Genomic DNA, 19,593 nt, shown 5'->3' with positions numbered 1-19,593 from the left:
CCGCGGCGTCCTGCCGCGGCAATGCATTTCTGCGATCCTTCCACTTTGCTTGAGTTATAGTGAATCGTTATCTTCCCGCGGAGTAAAACGATGATAAAAGTGGAAATGCTCTCTACCGGCGACGAAGTGCTGTACGGGCAAATCATTGATACCAATGCAGCCTGGCTTGCCGACTACTTTTTTGAGCAGGGTTTACCCATGTCGCGCCGCAATACGGTGGGCGACAGCCTTGAAGATTTGATCGCCGTGCTCAAAGAGCGCAGTGAACATGCTGATATCCTTATTGTAAACGGTGGCCTCGGGCCAACCAGCGACGATTTAAGCGCGCTGGCGGCGGCAAAGGCGGCTGGCGTTGAGCTGGTCGAGCATGAAGAGTGGCTGCTGCACATGGAGAAATTCTTCTCAGAACGGGGGCGGGTCATGGCACCGAGCAACCGTAAACAGGCCCTAATCCCCGCTAACAGCGAAATGATCGACAATCCGGTCGGTACCGCCTGCGGTTTCGCCATGCAGTTGAACCGCTGCCTGATGTTTTTCACGCCGGGGGTCCCTTCTGAATTTAAAGCGATGGTCGACAGGCAAATCATGCCGCACCTGCGCGAGCGCTTCACGCTGCCAGAGCCGCCGGTTTGCCTGCGTCTGACTACCTTTGGTCGCTCTGAAAGCGAGCTTGCACAAAGCCTGGATCCGCTGACGCTGCCCGCAGGTGCCGTGATGGGTTACCGCTCGTCCATGCCGATTATCGAGCTGAAGCTCACCGGGCCGGCAAGCCTGTGTGAAGAGATGGAAGCCGTCTGGCCGGAAGTCCGACGCGTGGCGGGTGAAAGCACGATTTTTGAAGGCACCGAAGGCCTGCCAGCGCAGCTGGCCAGCCGCCTCAAAGAAAAAGGGCTGAGGATTGCGGTTAGCGAGCAGTTCACGGCAGGGTTACTGTGCTTGCAGCTTGCTGGTGCCGAAGCGCCGCTGGGCAACAGCAGCGTACTTTCGCCACGTTCCGAAACGCTGGCTGAGGTAACCTGGCGTGCGAAGGCAGAGGCCGTGCAGGCTGGTTGCGAAATTGCTTTGGTCGTCAGCGCCCTTATCGAAGATCACCTGAGCGTTGCGTTACACACCCCAACGGGTACCCATGGTTTACGGGTAATGTTCAACGTCAACCGTCACGGCCTGCGCACCCGGCAGGAAGTGTGCGCCATGATGGCGCTGAACATGCTCCGCCGCTGGCTGAACGGCTGGAATGTTGCCGCCGAGCACGGCTGGATCAACGTCGCTGAGGCCATTGAGCTTTAAATCTGTTCGAGCGCCTGAGCCAGTAAAGTAATCGGGTGCTCGCACTTTTTGCTGGTGGACATCTCGATTTGCCACTTACAGGTTTCACAGTCCGTCACCACCAAAAAAAAGGGCTTCTTTAAGAAGCCCTTACATTTCGATTTCGATATCGCCCTGCGCCTGACAGCAGCAGGGCAATATTTCACCGGGCTGGATGAACGCCAGCGGTTCGGTAAGCCATTTCACTTCCCCTGATACCAGTCGCGTGCGGCAGGAGCCGCAGTAGCCACCGCGGCACTGGTATTCCACGGCGACCTGGTGATGTTCCAGCGCCGCCAGCAGGGAAGGGTGCTCATCCTCACACATCAGGCGTGCGCCGGTGAGGCGAAGCGTAATCTGACCCATAGCTTAAAGCTGGAAGTTGCTCAGGTCGTCAGCGTCGATATTGGAATCGATCTGCCCAACCAGATAAGAGCTGACTTCCACTTCCTGCGGCGCAACCTGCACGTTGTCCGACACCAGCCATGCGTTGATCCACGGAATTGGGTTAGAACGAGTCTTAAACGGCAGATCCAGACCAACGGCCTGCATGCGGATATTGGTGATGTAATCCACGTACTGGCACAGGATGTCCTTGTTAAGGCCAATCATGGAGCCGTCGCGGAACAGGTAGCTTGCCCACTCTTTCTCCTGCTCGGCGGCCAGCACAAACAGGTCGTAGCACTGCTGGCGGCACTCAATAGCAATCTCTGCCATTTCCGGATCGTCTTCACCGGAGCGCATCAGATTCAGCATGTGCTGGGTACCGGTCAGGTGCAGGGCTTCGTCGCGGGCAATCAGCTTGATGATTTTCGCGTTGCCTTCCATCAGTTCGCGTTCGGCGAAGGCGAAGGAGCAGGCGAAACTAACGTAGAAACGAATGGCTTCCAGCGCGTTGACGCTCATCAGGCACAGGTAAAGCTGCTTCTTCAGCGCGCGCAGGTTAACGGTGATGGTTTTGCCGTTCACGTTGTGCGTGCCTTCACCCAGCAGATGCCAGTAGCTGGTCATCTCAATCAGATCGTCATAGTAGCCGGAGATATCTTTCGCGCGTTTGAGGATCTCTTCGTTGGTGACGATATCGTCGAACACAATCGCCGGATCGTTAACGATGTTACGAATGATATGGGTGTACGAACGTGAGTGGATAGTTTCGGAAAACGCCCAGGTTTCAATCCAGGTTTCCAGCTCCGGAATAGAGATCAGCGGCAGCAGCGCCACGTTCGGGCTGCGCCCCTGAATGGAATCCAGCAGCGTCTGGTACTTCAGATTGCTGATGAAAATATGCTTTTCGTGATCCGGCAGGGCCTGGTAGTCGATGCGGTCGCGGGAAACGTCCACCTCTTCCGGACGCCAGAAGAAGGAGAGTTGCTTTTCAATCAGCTTTTCGAAGATGTCATATTTTTGCTGATCGTAGCGCGCCACGTTAACCGGCTGGCCAAAGAACATAGGCTCAGCGAGCTGATCGTTTTTCGTCTGTGAAAAAGTAGTGTAAGCCATGAATTGGAGTCCTGTTGTGCTGATTTTCCCCTCACCCTGACCCTCTCCCCATAGGGGCGAGGGGACTGGATCGAGAAAATCCCCTCAGCGAGGTGAGGGGATTTAGCGTTAGATTTTACATGCGCCGCTTTCGCAGCCGTCGTCCTGGATAGAAGGTGCCAGGTCATCCTGCGCATCTTCCGCACCGTCGCGGGTGTTTTGGTAGTACAGCGTTTTCACGCCGAACTTATAGGCGGTGAGCAGATCTTTGAGCAGCTGCTGCATCGGCACTTTGCCAGACGGGAAGCGGGTCGGATCGTAGTTGGTATTCGCCGAAATAGACTGGTCGATAAACTTCTGCATCAGGCCAACCAGCTGCAGGTAGCCGTCGTTGTTCGGCAGATCCCACAGCAGTTCGTAGCGGTCCTTCAGCTCTTCGTAGTCCGGCACCACCTGGCGCAGAATGCCGTCTTTCGACGCTTTGATGCTGATGTGGCCGCGCGGTGGCTCAATGCCGTTAGTCGCGTTTGAGATCTGCGAAGAGGTTTCAGACGGCATCAGCGCAGAGAGCGTGGAGTTACGCAGGCCGTGCGTTTTGATGGATTCACGCAGGCTGTTCCAGTCCATGTGCAACGGTTCGTTGCTGATCGCGTCCAGGTCTTTCTTGTAGGTGTCGATCGGCATGATGCCCTTGGCGTAGGTGGTTTCGTTGAACCACGGGCACGCGCCTTGCTCTTTCGCCAGCTCGTTCGAGGCTTTCAGCAGATAGTACTGAATGGCTTCGAAGGTTTTGTGCGTCAGGTTGTTCGCGCTGCCGTCGGAGTAACGAACGCCGTGCTTCGCCAGGTAGTAAGCGAAGTTGATAACGCCAATACCCAGGGTACGACGACCCATTGCGCCGCGTTTTGCCGCGATGATGGGGTAGTCCTGGTAATCCAGCAGCGCGTCCAGCGCACGTACCGCAAGCGTGGCCAGCTCTTCCAGCTCGTCCAGGCTCTTGATGGCGCCCAGGTTGAAAGCAGACAGGGTACACAGCGCAATTTCGCCGTTTTCGTCGTTCACGTCGTTCAGCGGTTTGGTCGGCAGCGCAATTTCGAGGCACAGGTTGGACTGGCGAACGGGCGCAATAGCCGGGTCAAACGGGCTGTGGGTGTTGCAGTGGTCAACGTTCTGAATATAGATACGGCCGGTAGAAGCACGTTCCTGCATCATCAGTGAGAACAGCTCGGCGGCTTTCACGCGCTGCTTGCGGATGGTGCTGTCTTTTTCGTATTTGGTGTACAGGCGCTCAAACTCTTCCTGATCGGCGAAGAACGCATCGTACAGGCCCGGCACGTCGGACGGGCTGAACAGGGTGATGTCTTCCCCTTTCAGCAGACGGGTATACATCAGCTTGTTGATCTGTACGCCGTAGTCCATGTGACGAACGCGGTTGCCTTCAACGCCACGGTTGTTCTTCAGGACCAGCAGGCTTTCCACTTCCAGGTGCCACATCGGGTAGAACAGCGTTGCCGCCCCGCCGCGCACGCCGCCCTGAGAGCAGGATTTAACCGCCGTCTGGAAGTGCTTATAGAATGGGATACAGCCGGTGTGGAACGCTTCACCGCCACGGATCGGGCTGCCCAGCGCACGAATGCGGCCGGCGTTAATACCGATACCGGCGCGCTGGGAAACGTATTTCACGATTGCGCTGGAGGTGGCGTTAATGGAGTCAAGGCTGTCGCCGCACTCGATCAGCACACAGGAGCTGAACTGACGGGTAGGGGTGCGCACGCCGGACATGATTGGTGTAGGCAGAGAAATCTTGAACGTGGAGATCGCATCATAGAAGCGCTTCACGTAACTCAGGCGGGTCTCACGCGGGTAGCCGGAGAACAGGCAGGCAGCAACCAGAATATAAAGGAACTGCGCGCTTTCGTAGATTTCGCCCGTAACGCGGTTCTGCACCAGGTATTTCCCTTCCAGCTGCTTAACAGCCGCGTAGGAGAAGCTCAGGTCGCGGTCATGGTCGATAAAATCGTCCATCTGCTTGAACTCTTCTTCCGTGTAGTCTTCCAGCAGATGTTGATCGTATTTGCCCAGCTCAATCATGCGTACAACATGGTCGTGTAGCTTGGGCGGCTCAAACTGGCCATAAGCTTTTTTACGCAGGTGGAAGATGGCCAGACGCGCAGAAAGATACTGGTAGTCAGGTGCTTCGCGGGAGATTAAATCGGCGGCAGCCTTGATGATGGTCTCATGAATATCAGAGGTTTTGATGCCGTCATAAAACTGGATGTGGGAACGCAGTTCGACCTGCGAAACGGAGACGTTGTTCAGCCCCTCGGCAGCCCAGTCGAGCACGCGGTGAATTTTATCCAGATTGATACGCTCGGTGCGCCCGTCACGTTTTGTAACCAGCAGACTCTGATTCATGTGAGTTGACCCTGTCCGTGAAATTAAGAATATCCCCCGCTTATCCACAGTTGCCGTCTTGTGACTAACGTTGTGGATAAATACTATATGTAGGGGGTTGCGAGATAATGGACCGCTATATGGTGAGTATTCTAGTAACTAATCGGCGGAGAACAAGTATTGATTTCGTGCCTGATTTAAGGTTGCGATGCCAGGATTTTCCCTAAGTCCACGGCACATAAGGCCTGTGCCAGTTGTCAATGGGATGCAAAAAAAATGATATTTTTGATCGAGTGCTGATTTCTTAAACTTTATGGATAATTGCGCAACTGAGGTTGCGCAAGATCCATAGCCTGAGCTTATGAGCGGTGGGCTAATTACGCCTCGGTGTGCAACATATAATTAACATCAACACCCGGCGCCAGCTTAAAATTATTGGTGATCGGATTGTAATGCAGCCCGGTCATATGACGCTCGCGCAGCTGCGTGGCGTCTACCCAGCTTAAGAGTTCGGCAGGCTTGATGAACTTTTTAACATCGTGCGTGCCTTTTGGCACCATGCGCAGCACGTATTCAGCGCCGACCACGGCCATCAGCCAGGATTTGCCGTTACGGTTAAGCGTGGAGAAGAATACATGGCCGCCCGGCTTGACGAGTTTCGCGCAGGCTTGTACTACGGACTGCGGGTCTGGCACATGCTCAAGCATCTCCATGCAGGTGACCACGTCGTACTGCCCCGCATGTTCAGCGGCATGCTGTTCAACCGTTTCCTGAACGTAATCGACTTTAATGCCGCTTTCCAGCGAGTGCAGGCGGGCGACCTGAAGGGGCTCAAAGCCCATATCCAGGCCGGTCACGTTCGCGCCTTCACGCGCCATGCTCTCAGCCAGAATGCCGCCGCCGCAGCCGACGTCCAGCACCTTTTTGCCAAACAATCCGCCGGAACGCTGGTTGATATAGCCAAGACGCAGCGGATTGATGCGGTGCAGCGGTTTAAATTCGCCTTCTAAATCCCACCAGCGCGAAGCAACGGCTTCAAATTTGGCGATTTCATCATGGTCAACGTTCTGGATTACCGGTTGGTTTTCGGCATTCATAGGGGCTCTCATTCCTTGCGGGTGTTTAGCGGGGAGTATATCAGCCTCAGGCAATGAATAAAGCGCCGCGCATACGTCTTAGGTTTCCCCACCACGCGCCGCTTGTGTTATAATTTGCGACCTTTGAATCCGGGACACAGTAGAGGGATAGCGGTTACATGAGCGACCTTGCCAGAGAAATTACACCGGTCAACATTGAGGAAGAGCTGAAGAGCTCCTATCTGGATTACGCGATGTCGGTTATTGTCGGCCGCGCACTGCCAGATGTCCGCGATGGACTCAAGCCGGTACACCGTCGCGTACTTTACGCCATGAACGTATTGGGCAATGACTGGAATAAAGCATACAAAAAATCCGCCCGTGTCGTTGGTGACGTAATCGGTAAATACCACCCTCATGGTGATACCGCCGTTTATGACACAATCGTCCGTATGGCGCAGCCATTCTCCTTGCGCTACATGTTGGTCGACGGCCAGGGTAACTTCGGTTCAGTAGACGGCGACTCCGCCGCAGCGATGCGTTATACGGAAATCCGTATGTCGAAAATCGCCCATGAGCTGATGGCCGACCTGGAAAAAGACACCGTTGACTTCGTCGACAACTACGACGGCACCGAACGTATTCCAGATGTTATGCCAACCAAGATCCCGAATCTGCTGGTTAACGGCTCGTCCGGTATCGCCGTGGGTATGGCGACCAATATTCCGCCCCACAACATCACCGAAGTAATCAACGGCTGTCTCGCCTACATTGAAGATGAAGAGATAAGCGTAGAAGGGCTGATGGAACACATCCCAGGGCCGGACTTCCCGACTGCGGCAATCATCAATGGCCGTCGTGGCATTGAAGAGGCTTACCGCACCGGCCGTGGCAAAATCTATATTCGCGCACGCGCGGAAGTAGAAGCCGATGCCAAAACGGGCCGTGAAACGATCATCGTTCACGAAATCCCGTACCAGGTAAACAAAGCGCGCCTGATCGAAAAAATCGCCGAGCTGGTGAAAGATAAACGCGTAGAGGGCATCAGCGCCCTGCGCGACGAGTCTGACAAAGACGGGATGCGCATCGTAATCGAAATTAAACGCGATGCGGTGGGCGAAGTTGTGCTGAACAACCTCTACTCCCAGACCCAGCTGCAGACCTCCTTCGGTATCAACATGGTTGCGTTGCACCATGGTCAGCCGAAGATCATGAACCTGAAAGAGATCCTTTCCGCGTTCGTGCGTCACCGTCGTGAAGTGGTGACCCGTCGTACTATCTTCGAACTGCGTAAAGCCCGCGACCGTGCTCACATTCTCGAAGCACTGGCCGTGGCGCTGGCAAACATCGATCCAATCATCGAACTGATTCGCCGCGCCCCAACGCCTGCGGAAGCAAAAGCGGGTCTGATTGCCCGTTCATGGGAACTGGGCAATGTCTCCGCTATGCTGGAACGTGCCGGTGGCGATGCCGCGCGTCCGGAGTGGCTGGAGCCAGAGTTCGGTATTCGTGACGGTCAGTATTTCCTGACCGAGCAGCAGGCACAGGCGATTCTGGATCTGCGCTTGCAGAAACTGACCGGCCTCGAGCACGAAAAACTGCTCGACGAGTACAAAGAGCTGCTGGAGCAGATCGCTGAACTGCTGCATATTCTGGGCAGTGCCGAGCGTCTGATGGAAGTGATCACCGAAGAGCTGGTTGCGATGCGCGATCAGTTCGGCGACAACCGCCGCACCGAGATCACCGCCAATACCGCCGATATCAACATTGAAGATTTGATCAACCAGGAAGACGTGGTGGTCACCCTGTCTCACCAGGGCTATGTGAAGTATCAGCCGCTGACGGATTACGAAGCGCAGCGTCGCGGTGGCAAAGGCAAATCTGCGGCACGCATTAAAGAAGAAGACTTTATCGACCGCCTGCTGGTGGCCAACACCCACGATACGATCCTGCTGTTCTCCAGCCGCGGTCGCCTCTACTGGATGAAGGTTTATCAGCTGCCGGAAGCGAGCCGTGGCGCTCGTGGCCGTCCGATTGTTAACCTGCTGCCGTTGGAAGCTGACGAACGCATTACAGCGATTCTGCCAGTCCGCGAGTACGCCGAAGGCATCAACGTGTTCATGGCCACCGCAAGCGGTACCGTGAAGAAAACCGCGCTGACCGACTTCAGCCGTCCTCGCTCTGCGGGCATCATCGCTGTGAACTTGAACGAAGGCGACGAGCTGATTGGCGTTGACCTGACCGACGGCAGCAACGAAGCGATGCTGTTCTCAGCCGCCGGTAAAGTGGTGCGCTTCAAAGAAGACGCCGTTCGTACCATGGGCCGTACCGCAACGGGCGTTCGCGGCATCAAGCTTGCAGGCGAAGACAAAGTCGTTTCCCTGATCATTCCTCGCGGGGAAGGCTCCATCCTGACCGTGACGCAGAATGGCTACGGTAAACGTACTGCGGCAGACGAGTACCCGACCAAGTCTCGTGCTACCCAGGGCGTTATCTCCATCAAAGTGACCGAGCGTAACGGCAGCGTCGTTGGCGCGGTGCAGGTGGTAGACACTGACCAGATCATGATGATCACCGATGCAGGCACGCTGGTTCGTACCCGCGTTTCTGAGGTGAGCGTGGTTGGCCGTAACACCCAGGGCGTGATCCTCATCCGTACAGCGGAAGATGAAAATGTGGTGGGTCTGCAGCGTGTTGCAGAACCGGTTGACGAAGAAGAGCTGGATGCCATTGACGGCACCCTGGCGGAAGGCGACGATGAAATCGCGCCGGAAGCGGAAGGTGACGAAGATGCGGCGGACGACGCGGACGAATAATCCGTCTTTCGCGGTCTGAGACAACGCTTAAAACGCCTGATGCAGCGCATCGGGCGTTTTTTATTTTACTCCCCTGTACTATTCTGCTGTATGAAGAGCTCATTTATAAAGGTATGACAATGGCTATCCCTGAGAAGTATGAAAATGTAGAGCGCTGGGCGTTCGGCGACACGGAGCGTCAGGCGGATGAACTGGCGAAGCTGGTGCTTGACGGCGTGAAAACGGCGACCTGCTCCAATCTTGACGGCGAGGGTATTCCTCAGCCTGGGGATATCTTCGTGGTGGTGGACGGCAAGAACGAACCGGTTTGTGCGATAGAGCTGACCACGGTCGATATGAAGCCTTTCGATCAGGTGGACGAAGCCCATGCTCTGGCGGAAGGTGAGGGCGATAAAACCCTGGCCTACTGGCGCCGCGAGCATCAACGCTTTTTTGAGGAGTACGAGCTGTTCTCCCCGGATATGACGCTGGTGCTGATGGACTTTAAGGTGCTCGAAAAGTTTTGATTATCCTTCCTCATCGGGCGTCAGGCGCGATGGGGAAAATCAGCGTTCTGCCGTTGCGGGTTGTGGCTTTTGCGGCTACCTTAACGGCATCCCAACCTTATGATTTTCCGCGACCAGGCTCAAATTGAAATATCTCGTCTCTTTCCGCAGTACGCTTAAGATCTCCCGCTATCTTTTCAGGGCGCTGGCACTTTTGCTGTGGCTGCTGATCGCTCTTTTTTCCGTCTTCTATATCGTTAATGCGCTGCATGAAAAAGAGTCAGATATTCGTCAGGAGCTAAACACCAGTTTCGATCAGGCCCAGCGCTACATCCAGCGCACGTCGGACGTCATGAAAGAGCTGAAGTACATCGCGGAAAACCGCCTTACGGCGACCAACGGCGTGCTACCGACTATCGAGCGGGACGAAAGCAAAATCGAAGCCCCTGATTTTATGCCGCTGTTTCCCGATTCCGACTGCTCGGCGGTGAGCACATCCTGGCGCAGCTCCCTGCAGTCGCTCTCCTGGTTTCTGCGCTACTGGCGCGATAACTTCTCTGCCGCCTACGACCTGAATCGCGTGTTCCTGATCGGCGGCGAGAACCTTTGTATAGCGGACTTTGGCCTCAGAAACATGCCTCTTGAGCGCGAAAAGGCGTTGAAAACGCTGCACGAACGGATCATGAAATATCGCAGCGCGCCGCAGGACGAGCGCGGCAACAGCATTTACTGGATTGGCCAGGGGCCGCGTCCGGGCATCGGATACTTCTATACTTTAACCCCCGTTTATCTGGCAAACCGCCTGCAGGCACTGCTTGGCATCGAACAGACGGTGCGCATGGAAAACTTCCTGACGCCGGGCACGCTGCCGGTGGGCGTTACCATTCTCGATGAGAATAACCATCCGTTGATCTCCCTGACCGGCTCGGAGACCAGCATCGAGCCCCAGGCGCCTTGGGTGCAGGAGCGCAACTGGTTTGGCTACTCGTCAGGCTTTAAGCAGCTGGTGCTGAAGAAGAACCTGCCGCCGTCGTCCCTGAGCGTTATCTATTCCGTGCCGGTTGATACCGTGCTTGAACGCATCCGCATGCTGATACTCAATGCGGTGCTGCTGAATGTGCTGGTGGGGGGCGCGCTGTTTACGCTTGCGCGCATGTATGAGCGAAGGATATTTATCCCGGCGGAAAACGACGCCCAGCGTCTGGAAGAGCACGAGCAGTTCAACCGCAAAATTGTTGCCTCGGCGCCGGTAGGTATCTGTATCCTGCGCACCCAGGACGGCACGAATATTCTGAGTAACGAGCTCGCCCACAACTACCTGAACATGCTGACCCATGAAGACCGGCAGCAGCTCACCAAAATCATCTGTGGCCAGCAGGTTAATTTTGTCGACGTGCTGACCAGCAATCACACCAACCTGCAAATAAGCTTCGTGCATTCACGCTATCGCAATGAAAACGTAGCGATTTGTGTGCTGGTAGACGTCAGCGCGCGAGTGAAGATGGAAGAGTCATTGCAGGAGATGGCGCAGGCATCCGAACAGGCGAGCCAGTCCAAATCCATGTTCCTTGCTACCGTCAGCCATGAGCTGCGCACGCCGCTCTACGGCATCATCGGTAACCTGGATCTGCTGCAAACCAAAGCGCTGCCGAAAGGGGTGGATCGCCTGGTGACGGCGATGAACAACTCCTCCAGCCTGCTGCTGAAAATCATCAGCGACATTCTGGACTTCTCGAAAATTGAATCCGAACAGCTGAAGATTGAACCGCGCGAGTTCTCACCGCGTGAAGTGATGAGCCACATCACCGCCAACTATCTGCCGCTGGTGGTGCGCAAGCAGCTGGGGCTTTACTGTTTCATCGAGCCGGACGTGCCGCTGACGCTGCAGGGCGATCCGATGCGTCTGCAGCAGGTGATCTCTAACCTGCTGAGCAACGCCATTAAGTTCACGGATGTAGGCTGTATTATTCTGCACGTGTCGGTAACCGGGGATTACCTGAGCTTCCGGGTGCGGGATACCGGCGTTGGGATACCGGGCAAAGAAGTGACGCGTCTGTTCGATCCGTTCTTCCAGGTGGGTACCGGGGTGCAGCGTAACTTCCAGGGGACCGGGCTGGGCCTGGCTATTTGCGAAAAACTTATCAGCATGATGGACGGCGATATCTCGGTTGATACCGAAGCGGGGATGGGCAGCCAGTTCACAATCCGTATACCGCTTTATTCAGCCGTGGCTGCTCCGCACGCGCAGGTTGACGGACTGGCTAAGAAGCGCTGCTGGCTGGCGGTCAGAAATGCCTCTTTAAGCGGCTATCTGGAATCGCTGCTGTCCATGAATAACATTCAAACCGGCATTTACAGCGGGGAGACGCCCGGCAGTGACGACGTACTGATCACCGACGACGCGCTGGAAACGCCATGGTCAGGGCGTGCGGCGATTATCTTCTGCCGTCGCCACATCGGCATTCCTCAGGAGCAGTCGCCGGGCTGCTGGGTACACAGCGTGGCGGCGCCCCACGATCTACTGACGCTACTGGGCCGTATCTACAGTATTGATGTTGACGTGCCTGGTAGCCCCTCCGCGCTGCCGTCTCCGGCGCAGATCAACGAGCAGAACGACGACATGATGATCCTCGTGGTTGACGATCATCCGATAAATCGCCGCCTGCTTGCGGATCAGCTGGGATCGCTGGGCTACCAGTGTAAGACGGCCAATGACGGGGTGGATGCGCTCAACGTGCTGAGCAAAAACCATATTGATATCGTGCTGAGCGATGTGAACATGCCAAACATGGATGGCTATCGCCTGACGCAACGTATTCGTCAGCTGGGCCTGACGCTGCCGGTGATCGGCGTGACGGCGAACGCCCTTGCCGAAGAAAAACAGCGCTGTATTGAATCGGGCATGGACAGCTGCCTGTCGAAACCGGTGACGCTGGACGTGATTAAGCAGACGCTGGCGGTCTATGCGGCGCGGGTAAGAAGCGGAAGAGTATAAGCGCGGGATGTAAAGCCAAAGGCTTCCCCTCCCGCAGGAGTTGTCTCTTAGTCACAACTCACTCTGGCAATCAGTCAGAGTGAACTCTGATATCTCCGTTGCCATTCCGTTCACCTTAACGTCTGTTTATCTCTGTAACCGTTGTTAACGGTGAACGTGTCATGGGGATTACGCCATCCCCCTGACGACCCCGGCGCCCGGCAAATAAATCGCCGCTGAAGCGGTAAACTCCGGTTTTAACCCAACATGCAGGGTCGTTCGCGATTCGTTTATTCGGCACTTTGTGCCGAACCACTTCGTGGCCAACGCAAGCGTTGTTCAAAATGCTTCACTATTTTGTCCGACGATCGCTCTCTCACGTTGTTCCCGACAACGTGACCCTGCCTGAAGGGCAAAAACCGGAGCGATTTAAGCCGGGAACAGGGTGTCGCTTTAAGCCAGAAATAACTTCGGAAAACGCATCGCTTTGAAACCTACAGCGACGCCGGAGATGGGCCATTCATAGAAGTTGACGCGAGGATGTTGGGTCGGGCTTAAATCGCCGCCATATAAGAAACAGCCCCCGGGAGAGGGGGCTCAGAAGAAGTTAGTCTTTGTCAGCCGGAGACAGGCTTACCGAGGAGAGATAGTTCAGCAGGGCAATATCGTTCTCAACGCCCAGTTTCATCATCGCTGACTTTTTCTGACTACTGATGGTTTTGATACTGCGGTTCAGCTTACGGGCAATCTCTGTGACCAGGAAACCCTCCGCGAACAGGCGCAGCACTTCGCTCTCTTTAGGCGACAGACGCTTGTCGCCGTAACCGCCAGCGCTGATTTTCTCCAGCAGGCGGGAGACGCTCTCCGGCGTGAATTTCTTGCCTTTCTGCAGAGCGGCCAGCGCTTTAGGCAGATCGGTTGGTGCGCCTTGCTTCAGCACAATCCCTTCGATATCCAGATCCAGCACGGCGCTTAGAATCGCCGGGTTATTGTTCATCGTTAGCACAATGATGGAAATTGATGGGAAGTGACGCTTGATGTATTTAATCAGCGTGATGCCATCGCCGTATTTATCTCCAGGCATGGAGAGATCGGTAATGAGCACGTGCGCGTCTAATTTTGGTAAGTTATTGATAAGTGCTGTGGAATCTTCAAACTCACCGACAACATTCACCCACTCGATCTGCTCGAGTGATTTACGAATGCCGAACAGGACAATCGGATGGTCGTCGGCAATAATTACGTTCATACTGTTCATGTAATAGGCTACCTTGCTACAGCAAACTTTTGACGTAAGCGTCAATGTCGCTGATATATTTTTGTATGTTGGCAACATCACTCTCGCGAATGTGATGCTCTAACGTTTCACATAACTGCTTGCCCGGTACCAGATTTAGCATAGCAAACACGCCTTTAAGGCGGTGCGCCGTTTGCGCCAGTGCAGCAAAATCGCTTGCTGCTGATTCAGTATATAATCTACTGACGTCTTCCGGTACCGTGTCGACAAACAGCGAGTAATAGCCGCTGGCATGGAGTTGTGCGGTTTCGTCACCGCCTGACGGCGACTCGGGCAACTCTTCACGCGTCAGCTGCTCTTCTATCAGCCCTAGCACCGCATCCTGCAAAGCCGCGCTGATATTAAAGTTAACCCGGAACTGGCCAGGGCCTATTTTCCGCATTCCGTTTTCATCATCGCTTAAAAGCAAGCCTGAAGATGTAAGATTAGACGGATTATCAGTGACGAAGATATCAAATTCTTGACTGGCTAATCTTTCGTCGGGCGTGATGCAATCCGCACCCCAGTTTTCCAACTGGCGGGTGACGATGTGACGCACTTCGTTGGATGTAATATCCAGCATTGCCACCACTTCATCCAGCAGTTTCTCATTCTGGTCGTCCGGCTGCGGTTCTGCGGTCATTAAAACATGCAGATTGTAACGCGTGCCGATATCCTGGCGAGACTTGATGGAGAGATGTCCACCAAGCTTACGAGAAAGCTGATCGCACAGATAAAACGTCAGGCCGTGGGCTTTGCCGTAGCGGTCTTCACTCGTTTCGTTGAGGAATGGGAAATGCAGGTTGTCGATTTCATCGTTTCCGATGCCTTCTCCGGTGTCCAGCACGCGGAACAGCAGGCGCTCCGGCGCGGATTCTTCTTCACATATCTCAAGCGTTATTTTACCAATCTGCGTGGTGGTCACGGAGTAATGAAGCAGCAGCTGCAATATTTTGCGCAGCGCTTCACGGTCACCATGACGCACCTCGTCAGCCGGCAGCTGGTTATTAATCAGCAGTTGCAGACCCTTACGCTTTATGATCGGCAGCATCTCCAGCGCGACTTCATCCACCAGCGGCTGAATCGCAAACTCCGTGGCGTTAATTTTCCAGCTATCGGTTTCAAGCTGGTTCAATAGCTGGATTTCATCAACAAGGCGAATAATAGTTTGTGCTTCATTCGCAAGATGGATGTGTTCCGGAGTATTGATTTTTGCTGCACTCTCTGCAAGGTTTTTTACCGGTAACTGCAAGGCTTCTCCGATGTGTTGCATAAAGGCCACACGGCCCTGCTGATTCTTCTCATACAGGCGCTGGGCCTGTTTGAGCTTCTTATTAACGAGGATTTCCCTGTCCTGATCGCGGATAACAAAAATTTGCGTGCGGGGCGCGATCTGGCTGCGGAACTGGCGAATCTCATAGAGTTCGTTGTTGATGGTGGCCTGAATCACGCCCTGATGCTGGTCTGCCATAGCGATGATATTTTGCAGATTGAGATGCGGCAGCAGGTGATCGGCAATTTTATTGCTGATCACCGTTCGGTTGGCATCGAGGTCATGCACCAGCAGGCCCAGCGGCAGCAGGGCGACAATCTCTTCATTTAATGCGCGCAGGGTTTGCAGTTCATTACTGACACCCACTGTTGTTTCAGCGGCGCGCGGGGCCTGCTGGCGGAAGGTGGTAAAGCCAAACAGCGCCAGCGCCAGCAGCCCTATATTAAGCAGAAGCGGCAGCAAAATGTTTTGCAGGGTGTCCATCAGCAGTGTGCCAAACGGCACTTGCCAGACCAGACGTAAATGCGTGCTGGCCAGCGGGGAAGCTATCTCGATACGAGCGCTATTAAAGTTGATGGTGACGCTGTCCGGGCCCTCTTTATCAGTTGCCAGAGGCGCTGAAAGCGAGTCATCGGGTTCCAGCTGGAAGCTGTCAAGAGACATCGAAGGAGGAATAAGATCGTTGATCGGCAGATCAAAGGCGACAACCGTGGCCAGATGCCCCGGCTGGTTAAAGGTGGTACGCAGGGTAAAGTAGTGCCCATTCTGCCAGGCCAAACGGCGCAGGCGAGAGAAGCTTTCGCGTTCATCCAGCGCATTGGCCTGCTGCAGCATCTCTGCCCGGCGGGAATCGACGATGGTGCCGACGCCGGTTTCTTTGAAGCCTGATGAGAGATCTTTCAGCGGCAGGGTCGAGACCAGGATCATGCTGTTATCCTGGCCATTGAGATAATACATTGACCATGGGCTGCTTTCAGCGCCCCAGAGCGTATCCAAATAGCTGGAGATTCGCTGCGTCATCTCAAGGGTGGAGCTGTCATGGGAGCCAAAAATCAGCGCTTCGGTTTTACGGCGGGGCTTTTCCAGATAGTAAACGTCCTGGCGCAGGCGCGTTTCCTGCAAACCGTCACCCGTCGATGAGGCCGGGGTGGCCGCAATATTGTCGTAGATCTGCCATGTGGCATAGCGATAGGTATCGACACGTTTGTGTAGCGCATGGGTGATGTCGACTATCTGGTAACTTTTGTCTTTCAGCCAGGCGTTAACGGCGCTCTGTACCATCACTCCCATAGCAACAAGCAGCACAACGATCAACAACAGAAAGAAGCGCGTGATATTGCCGGGGATGAGGGAAAATTTATTCGGGATCATGCCGTCTGACTGACTCATTATTAGCGCGTAACCAGGCGAAAACTCGCCACTCAAGAAAACTTACCATGGCACCTGCCTGTCGCAGGCGCTGCAACCGTGAGGGACGCATTAAACGCACCCGCCCGTAGAATACCTTTAACGGGCGTTGGCGTCATCGTCTCTGTTTTAAACACATGGAGTATACGGGCAAAACTGTACTTTGCCAGGTTATTGAGAAGCCATCGAAAAAGCCGCCTGGACGAGAGGTTCAAAAAGACATCCTGATGCTCTTTTTTGTACTAATTGGTCGGCAGGCGTACAGCTTAATGTCCTGAACAGATTGTTTTCAAAGAGTAACACGCCTAAGAATTATCTTGATAGCCAATGGTGGGAATTTTATTTCGTCAGGTGATTACTTAATAGTGGTTATGTTTTTAGCGCGTAGCACAAAACTATTAAAGTTACGTAAAGAAGAGTAAAAAAAACCGGATGCAAGCATCCGGCATTAATAGGAATAAACAGGCATTCAGAGCTGAATGACGGTAATAAATAAAGTTAATGATGATAGCGGTTAGTATTTTATAGATTAATTGTGAAAATATTTTGTCATTCAGTGCTACTTGCTTGTTGATTATGTAATTAATTGATTTTATTATTTTTTTATGGTTTTTTGATTATTAGTGCTTATGTTTTTAGCTATTTGTGCTAGAAAAAGTTCCCTGAAATTCACATCCTGAAACATCCGCATTGATGTTTGAAACATCTATATAGTTTTAGTATCATATTCTTGTTGGATTAATCTGGATTTGTTTCGGACAATGTGTCGCCGACTGATTAGAGGCTAATCAGTAAGCAGTGGCATATAAAAAGGCATATAACAGAGGGTTAATAACGTGAAAGTTAAAGTACTGTCCCTCCTGGTTCCAGCTCTGCTGGTAGCAGGCACCGCTCATGCGGCCGAAATTTATAACAAAGACGGCAACAAATTAGATCTGTACGGTAAAGTTGATGGCCTGCACTACTTCTCTGATGACGACGGCGCAGACGGCGACCAGACTTATATGCGTCTGGGCTTCAAAGGCGAAACTCAGGTAAACGACCAGCTGACCGGTTACGGTCAGTGGGAATACCAGATTCAGGGCAACAGCGCTGAAAGCGAAAACAACTCCTGGACTCGTCTGGCGTTTGCTGGTCTGCGCTTTGCTGACTACGGCTCTTTCGACTACGGTCGTAACTACGGCGTTGTTTACGACGTAACTTCCTGGACCGATGTTCTGCCAGAGTTCGGCGGCGATACATACGGTGCCGACAACTTCCTGCAATCCCGTGCTAACGGCGTTGCTACTTACCGTAACACCGACTTCTTCGGTCTGGTTGACGGCCTGAACTTTGCTCTTCAGTACCAGGGTAAAAACGGCAGTCCATCTGGTGAAGGCGGCGGCGCGACCAACAACGGCCGTGGCGCACAGCGTCAGAACGGTGACGGCTTCGGCGGCTCCCTGACTTACGATCTGGGCGAAGGCTTTAGCGTAGGTTCTGCAATCGCCAGCTCCAAGCGTACGACTGACCAGAATGAAATGCTGCTTGGCGAAGGTGACCGTGCTGAAACTTACACCGGCGGCGTGAAATACGACGCGAACAACGTTTACCTGGCAACTCAGTTCACTCAGACCTACAACGCAACTCGCGCAGGCGACCTGGGCTTTGCTAACAAAGCACAGAACTTCGAAGTTGTTGCTCAGTACCAGTTTGACTTCGGTCTGCGTCCTTCCGTGGCTTACCTGCAGTCCAAAGGTAAGGACATCGAAGGTTACGGCGATCAGGACCTGCTGAAATATGTTGATGTTGGCGCGACTTACTACTTCAACAAAAACATGTCCACCTATGTTGATTACAAAATCAACCTGCTGGACGAAAACGATTTCACCCGCGCTTCTAGCATAGGTACCGACGATATCGTTGCACTGGGTCTGGTTTACCAGTTCTAAGTCCGACATTCGTTGTCAAAGGCGCCTCAGGGCGCCTTTGTTCTTTCTGTAAGCTCAACAAAACTTCCGCTTTGCCTCATCCCTTTCCCCTTTTGGTATACTCTTGCGCCTCAGAACTGGAGAAAGACACCAATGGAACGACAATTGCTTCGCCGTGGCCTGTTCGCCGTGGCACTTCTTGTACTTGCCGGGTGCGATAATCAGCCAGCCAAAGAAAGCACGGGTATGGTGCTGGAAGGTAAAACCATGGGCACCTTCTGGCGTGCCAGCCTGGCAGGCGTCGATAAAACCCGCCAGAGCGAGCTACGCGCGAAAATTCAGGCTCAGCTGGACGCCGACGACCGCCTGCTGTCGACTTATAAATCAGATTCCGCGCTGTCGCGTTTTAACCAGTCCCGCAGTACCGAACCTTACCGGGTCAGCGAAGGGATGAGCGACATCGTGACGCTCTCGCTGCGAATTGGCGCGAAAACCGATGGCGCAATGGATATTACGGTTGGTCCGCTGGTTAACCTGTGGGGGTTCGGCCCGGATAAACAGCCGGTGAAGACGCCGGACCAAGCTCAGATTGCCGCGGCAAGGGCACTGACCGGCCTGCAGCACCTGAAAGTGATTAATCAGGCAGGCGAGCAGTGGCTGCAAAAAAATCTGCCGGGTCTGTATGTCGATCTCTCAACCGTAGGGGAGGGGTACGCTGCAGACCACCTGGCGCGCCTGATGGAGCAAAACGGCATTGGCCGCTATCTGGTTTCCGTCGGTGGAGCGGTGGTGACGCGTGGCACTAACCCGGACGGCAAGGCCTGGCGCGTGGCGATTCAGAAACCGACCGACCGGGAAAACGCCGTACAGGCGGTGGTCGATCTGAACGGTCACGGGATCAGCACCTCGGGCAGCTACCGCAATTACTACGAGCTGGATGGCAAACGCTTGTCGCACGTTATCGACCCGACGACCGGGGCACCTATCCAGCACAGGCTGGTATCCGCCACGGTTATCGCCACTACGGCGCTGGAAGCCGACGGTTGGGACACGGGGCTGATGGTCCTCGGTACGGAAAAAGCGAAGCAGGTTGCCCAGAATGAGGGCCTGGCGGTCTACCTTATTACTAAAGAGGGCGACGGTTTCTCTACCTGGATGTCGCCGCAGTTTAAAACCTTCCTGCTGGGCGAGTAGAATT

The 19,593-nt window shown here is 54.2% G+C and carries 12 protein-coding genes; 6 read left to right on the top strand and 6 right to left on the bottom strand.

Annotated features, from left to right (window positions below; all coding sequences use genetic code 11):
• The first annotated feature begins 90 nt into the window (after positions 1–90).
• Positions 91–1,287 carry a nicotinamide mononucleotide deamidase-related protein YfaY gene (locus ACA108_15365; GenBank protein ID XEX94748.1) on the top strand — a complete coding sequence of 399 codons (1,197 nt, stop codon included), beginning with the start codon at positions 91–93 and terminating at the stop codon, positions 1,285–1,287.
• Between the two features lie 129 nt (positions 1,288–1,416).
• Here the strand turns inward: ACA108_15365 and yfaE are convergent, their stop codons facing one another.
• The 4 genes from yfaE to ubiG form a co-directional block, all read right to left on the bottom strand.
• Positions 1,417–1,671, bottom strand: a complete 255-nt coding sequence (gene yfaE, locus ACA108_15360) for a class I ribonucleotide reductase maintenance protein YfaE (GenBank protein ID XEX94747.1) — start codon at positions 1,669–1,671, stop codon at positions 1,417–1,419.
• A 3-nt stretch (positions 1,672–1,674) separates the two neighbouring features.
• Positions 1,675–2,805: a class Ia ribonucleoside-diphosphate reductase subunit beta gene (gene nrdB, locus ACA108_15355; GenBank protein XEX94746.1), complete on the bottom strand. Its 1,131-nt coding sequence runs from the start codon at positions 2,803–2,805 to the stop codon at positions 1,675–1,677.
• 108 nt (positions 2,806–2,913) lie between these two features.
• Entirely contained in the window at positions 2,914–5,199 is a 2,286-nt protein-coding gene (gene nrdA, locus ACA108_15350; protein ID XEX94745.1) for a class 1a ribonucleoside-diphosphate reductase subunit alpha, read from the bottom strand.
• Positions 5,200–5,555: 356 nt separating this feature from the next.
• Positions 5,556–6,275: a bifunctional 2-polyprenyl-6-hydroxyphenol methylase/3-demethylubiquinol 3-O-methyltransferase UbiG gene (ubiG, locus tag ACA108_15345; GenBank protein ID XEX94744.1), complete on the bottom strand. Its 720-nt coding sequence runs from the start codon at positions 6,273–6,275 to the stop codon at positions 5,556–5,558.
• Between the two features lie 158 nt (positions 6,276–6,433).
• Here ubiG and gyrA point away from each other — a divergent pair, with 158 nt between their 5' ends.
• From gyrA to rcsC, 3 genes are all read left to right on the top strand, one after another.
• A complete protein-coding gene (gene gyrA / locus ACA108_15340; GenBank protein XEX94743.1) occupies positions 6,434–9,070 on the top strand; it encodes a DNA topoisomerase (ATP-hydrolyzing) subunit A in 2,637 nt (878 codons plus the stop codon).
• A gap of 113 nt (positions 9,071–9,183) precedes the next feature.
• Positions 9,184–9,576 (top strand): ASCH domain-containing protein, encoded by a 393-nt coding sequence (locus ACA108_15335; GenBank protein XEX94742.1) that lies wholly within the window; start codon positions 9,184–9,186, stop codon positions 9,574–9,576.
• Between the two features lie 124 nt (positions 9,577–9,700).
• On the top strand, positions 9,701–12,550 hold the full coding sequence (gene rcsC, locus ACA108_15330; GenBank protein XEX94741.1) for a two-component system sensor histidine kinase RcsC: 2,850 nt from the start codon (positions 9,701–9,703) through the stop codon (positions 12,548–12,550).
• Positions 12,551–13,136: 586 nt separating this feature from the next.
• On the opposite strand, the gene rcsB is transcribed toward rcsC, so the two are convergent.
• Together rcsB and rcsD are read right to left on the bottom strand one after the other, a co-directional pair.
• Entirely contained in the window at positions 13,137–13,787 is a 651-nt protein-coding gene (gene rcsB / locus ACA108_15325) for a response regulator transcription factor RcsB (protein XEX94740.1), read from the bottom strand.
• A gap of 16 nt (positions 13,788–13,803) precedes the next feature.
• Positions 13,804–16,449 (bottom strand): phosphotransferase RcsD, encoded by a 2,646-nt coding sequence (rcsD, locus tag ACA108_15320; protein XEX98127.1) that lies wholly within the window; start codon positions 16,447–16,449, stop codon positions 13,804–13,806.
• 872 nt (positions 16,450–17,321) lie between these two features.
• Here rcsD and ACA108_15315 point away from each other — a divergent pair.
• Both ACA108_15315 and apbE read left to right on the top strand, forming a co-directional pair.
• Positions 17,322–18,416 (top strand): porin OmpC, encoded by a 1,095-nt coding sequence (locus tag ACA108_15315; protein XEX94739.1) that lies wholly within the window; start codon positions 17,322–17,324, stop codon positions 18,414–18,416.
• A 132-nt stretch (positions 18,417–18,548) separates the two neighbouring features.
• The gene (gene apbE, locus ACA108_15310) at positions 18,549–19,589 is read left to right on the top strand and encodes an FAD:protein FMN transferase ApbE (protein XEX94738.1); all 1,041 of its coding nucleotides are present in this window, start codon (positions 18,549–18,551) and stop codon (positions 19,587–19,589) included.
• The last annotated feature ends 4 nt before the right edge of the window (positions 19,590–19,593 follow it).

The sequence above is a fragment of the Dryocola sp. LX212 genome (assembly GCA_041504365.1).
Classification (GTDB): Bacteria; Pseudomonadota; Gammaproteobacteria; order Enterobacterales; family Enterobacteriaceae; genus Dryocola.
Note: the sequence above shows the minus strand (reverse complement) of the source record. Positions and strands in the feature narration are given on the sequence as shown.

Excerpts from the sequence above, each read along its gene's own strand:
- ACA108_15365 (XEX94748.1), top strand. The coding sequence starts at position 91 with ATGATAAAAGTGGAAATGCTCTCTACCGGCGACGAAGTGCTGTACGGG.
- yfaE (XEX94747.1), bottom strand. The coding sequence starts at position 1,671 with ATGGGTCAGATTACGCTTCGCCTCACCGGCGCACGCCTGATGTGTGAG.
- nrdB (XEX94746.1), bottom strand. The coding sequence starts at position 2,805 with ATGGCTTACACTACTTTTTCACAGACGAAAAACGATCAGCTCGCTGAG.
- nrdA (XEX94745.1), bottom strand. The coding sequence starts at position 5,199 with ATGAATCAGAGTCTGCTGGTTACAAAACGTGACGGGCGCACCGAGCGT.
- ubiG (XEX94744.1), bottom strand. The coding sequence starts at position 6,275 with ATGAATGCCGAAAACCAACCGGTAATCCAGAACGTTGACCATGATGAA.
- gyrA (XEX94743.1), top strand. The coding sequence starts at position 6,434 with ATGAGCGACCTTGCCAGAGAAATTACACCGGTCAACATTGAGGAAGAG.
- ACA108_15335 (XEX94742.1), top strand. The coding sequence starts at position 9,184 with ATGACAATGGCTATCCCTGAGAAGTATGAAAATGTAGAGCGCTGGGCG.
- rcsB (XEX94740.1), bottom strand. The coding sequence starts at position 13,787 with ATGAACAGTATGAACGTAATTATTGCCGACGACCATCCGATTGTCCTG.
- rcsD (XEX98127.1), bottom strand. The coding sequence starts at position 16,449 with ATGATCCCGAATAAATTTTCCCTCATCCCCGGCAATATCACGCGCTTC.
- apbE (XEX94738.1), top strand. The coding sequence starts at position 18,549 with ATGGAACGACAATTGCTTCGCCGTGGCCTGTTCGCCGTGGCACTTCTT.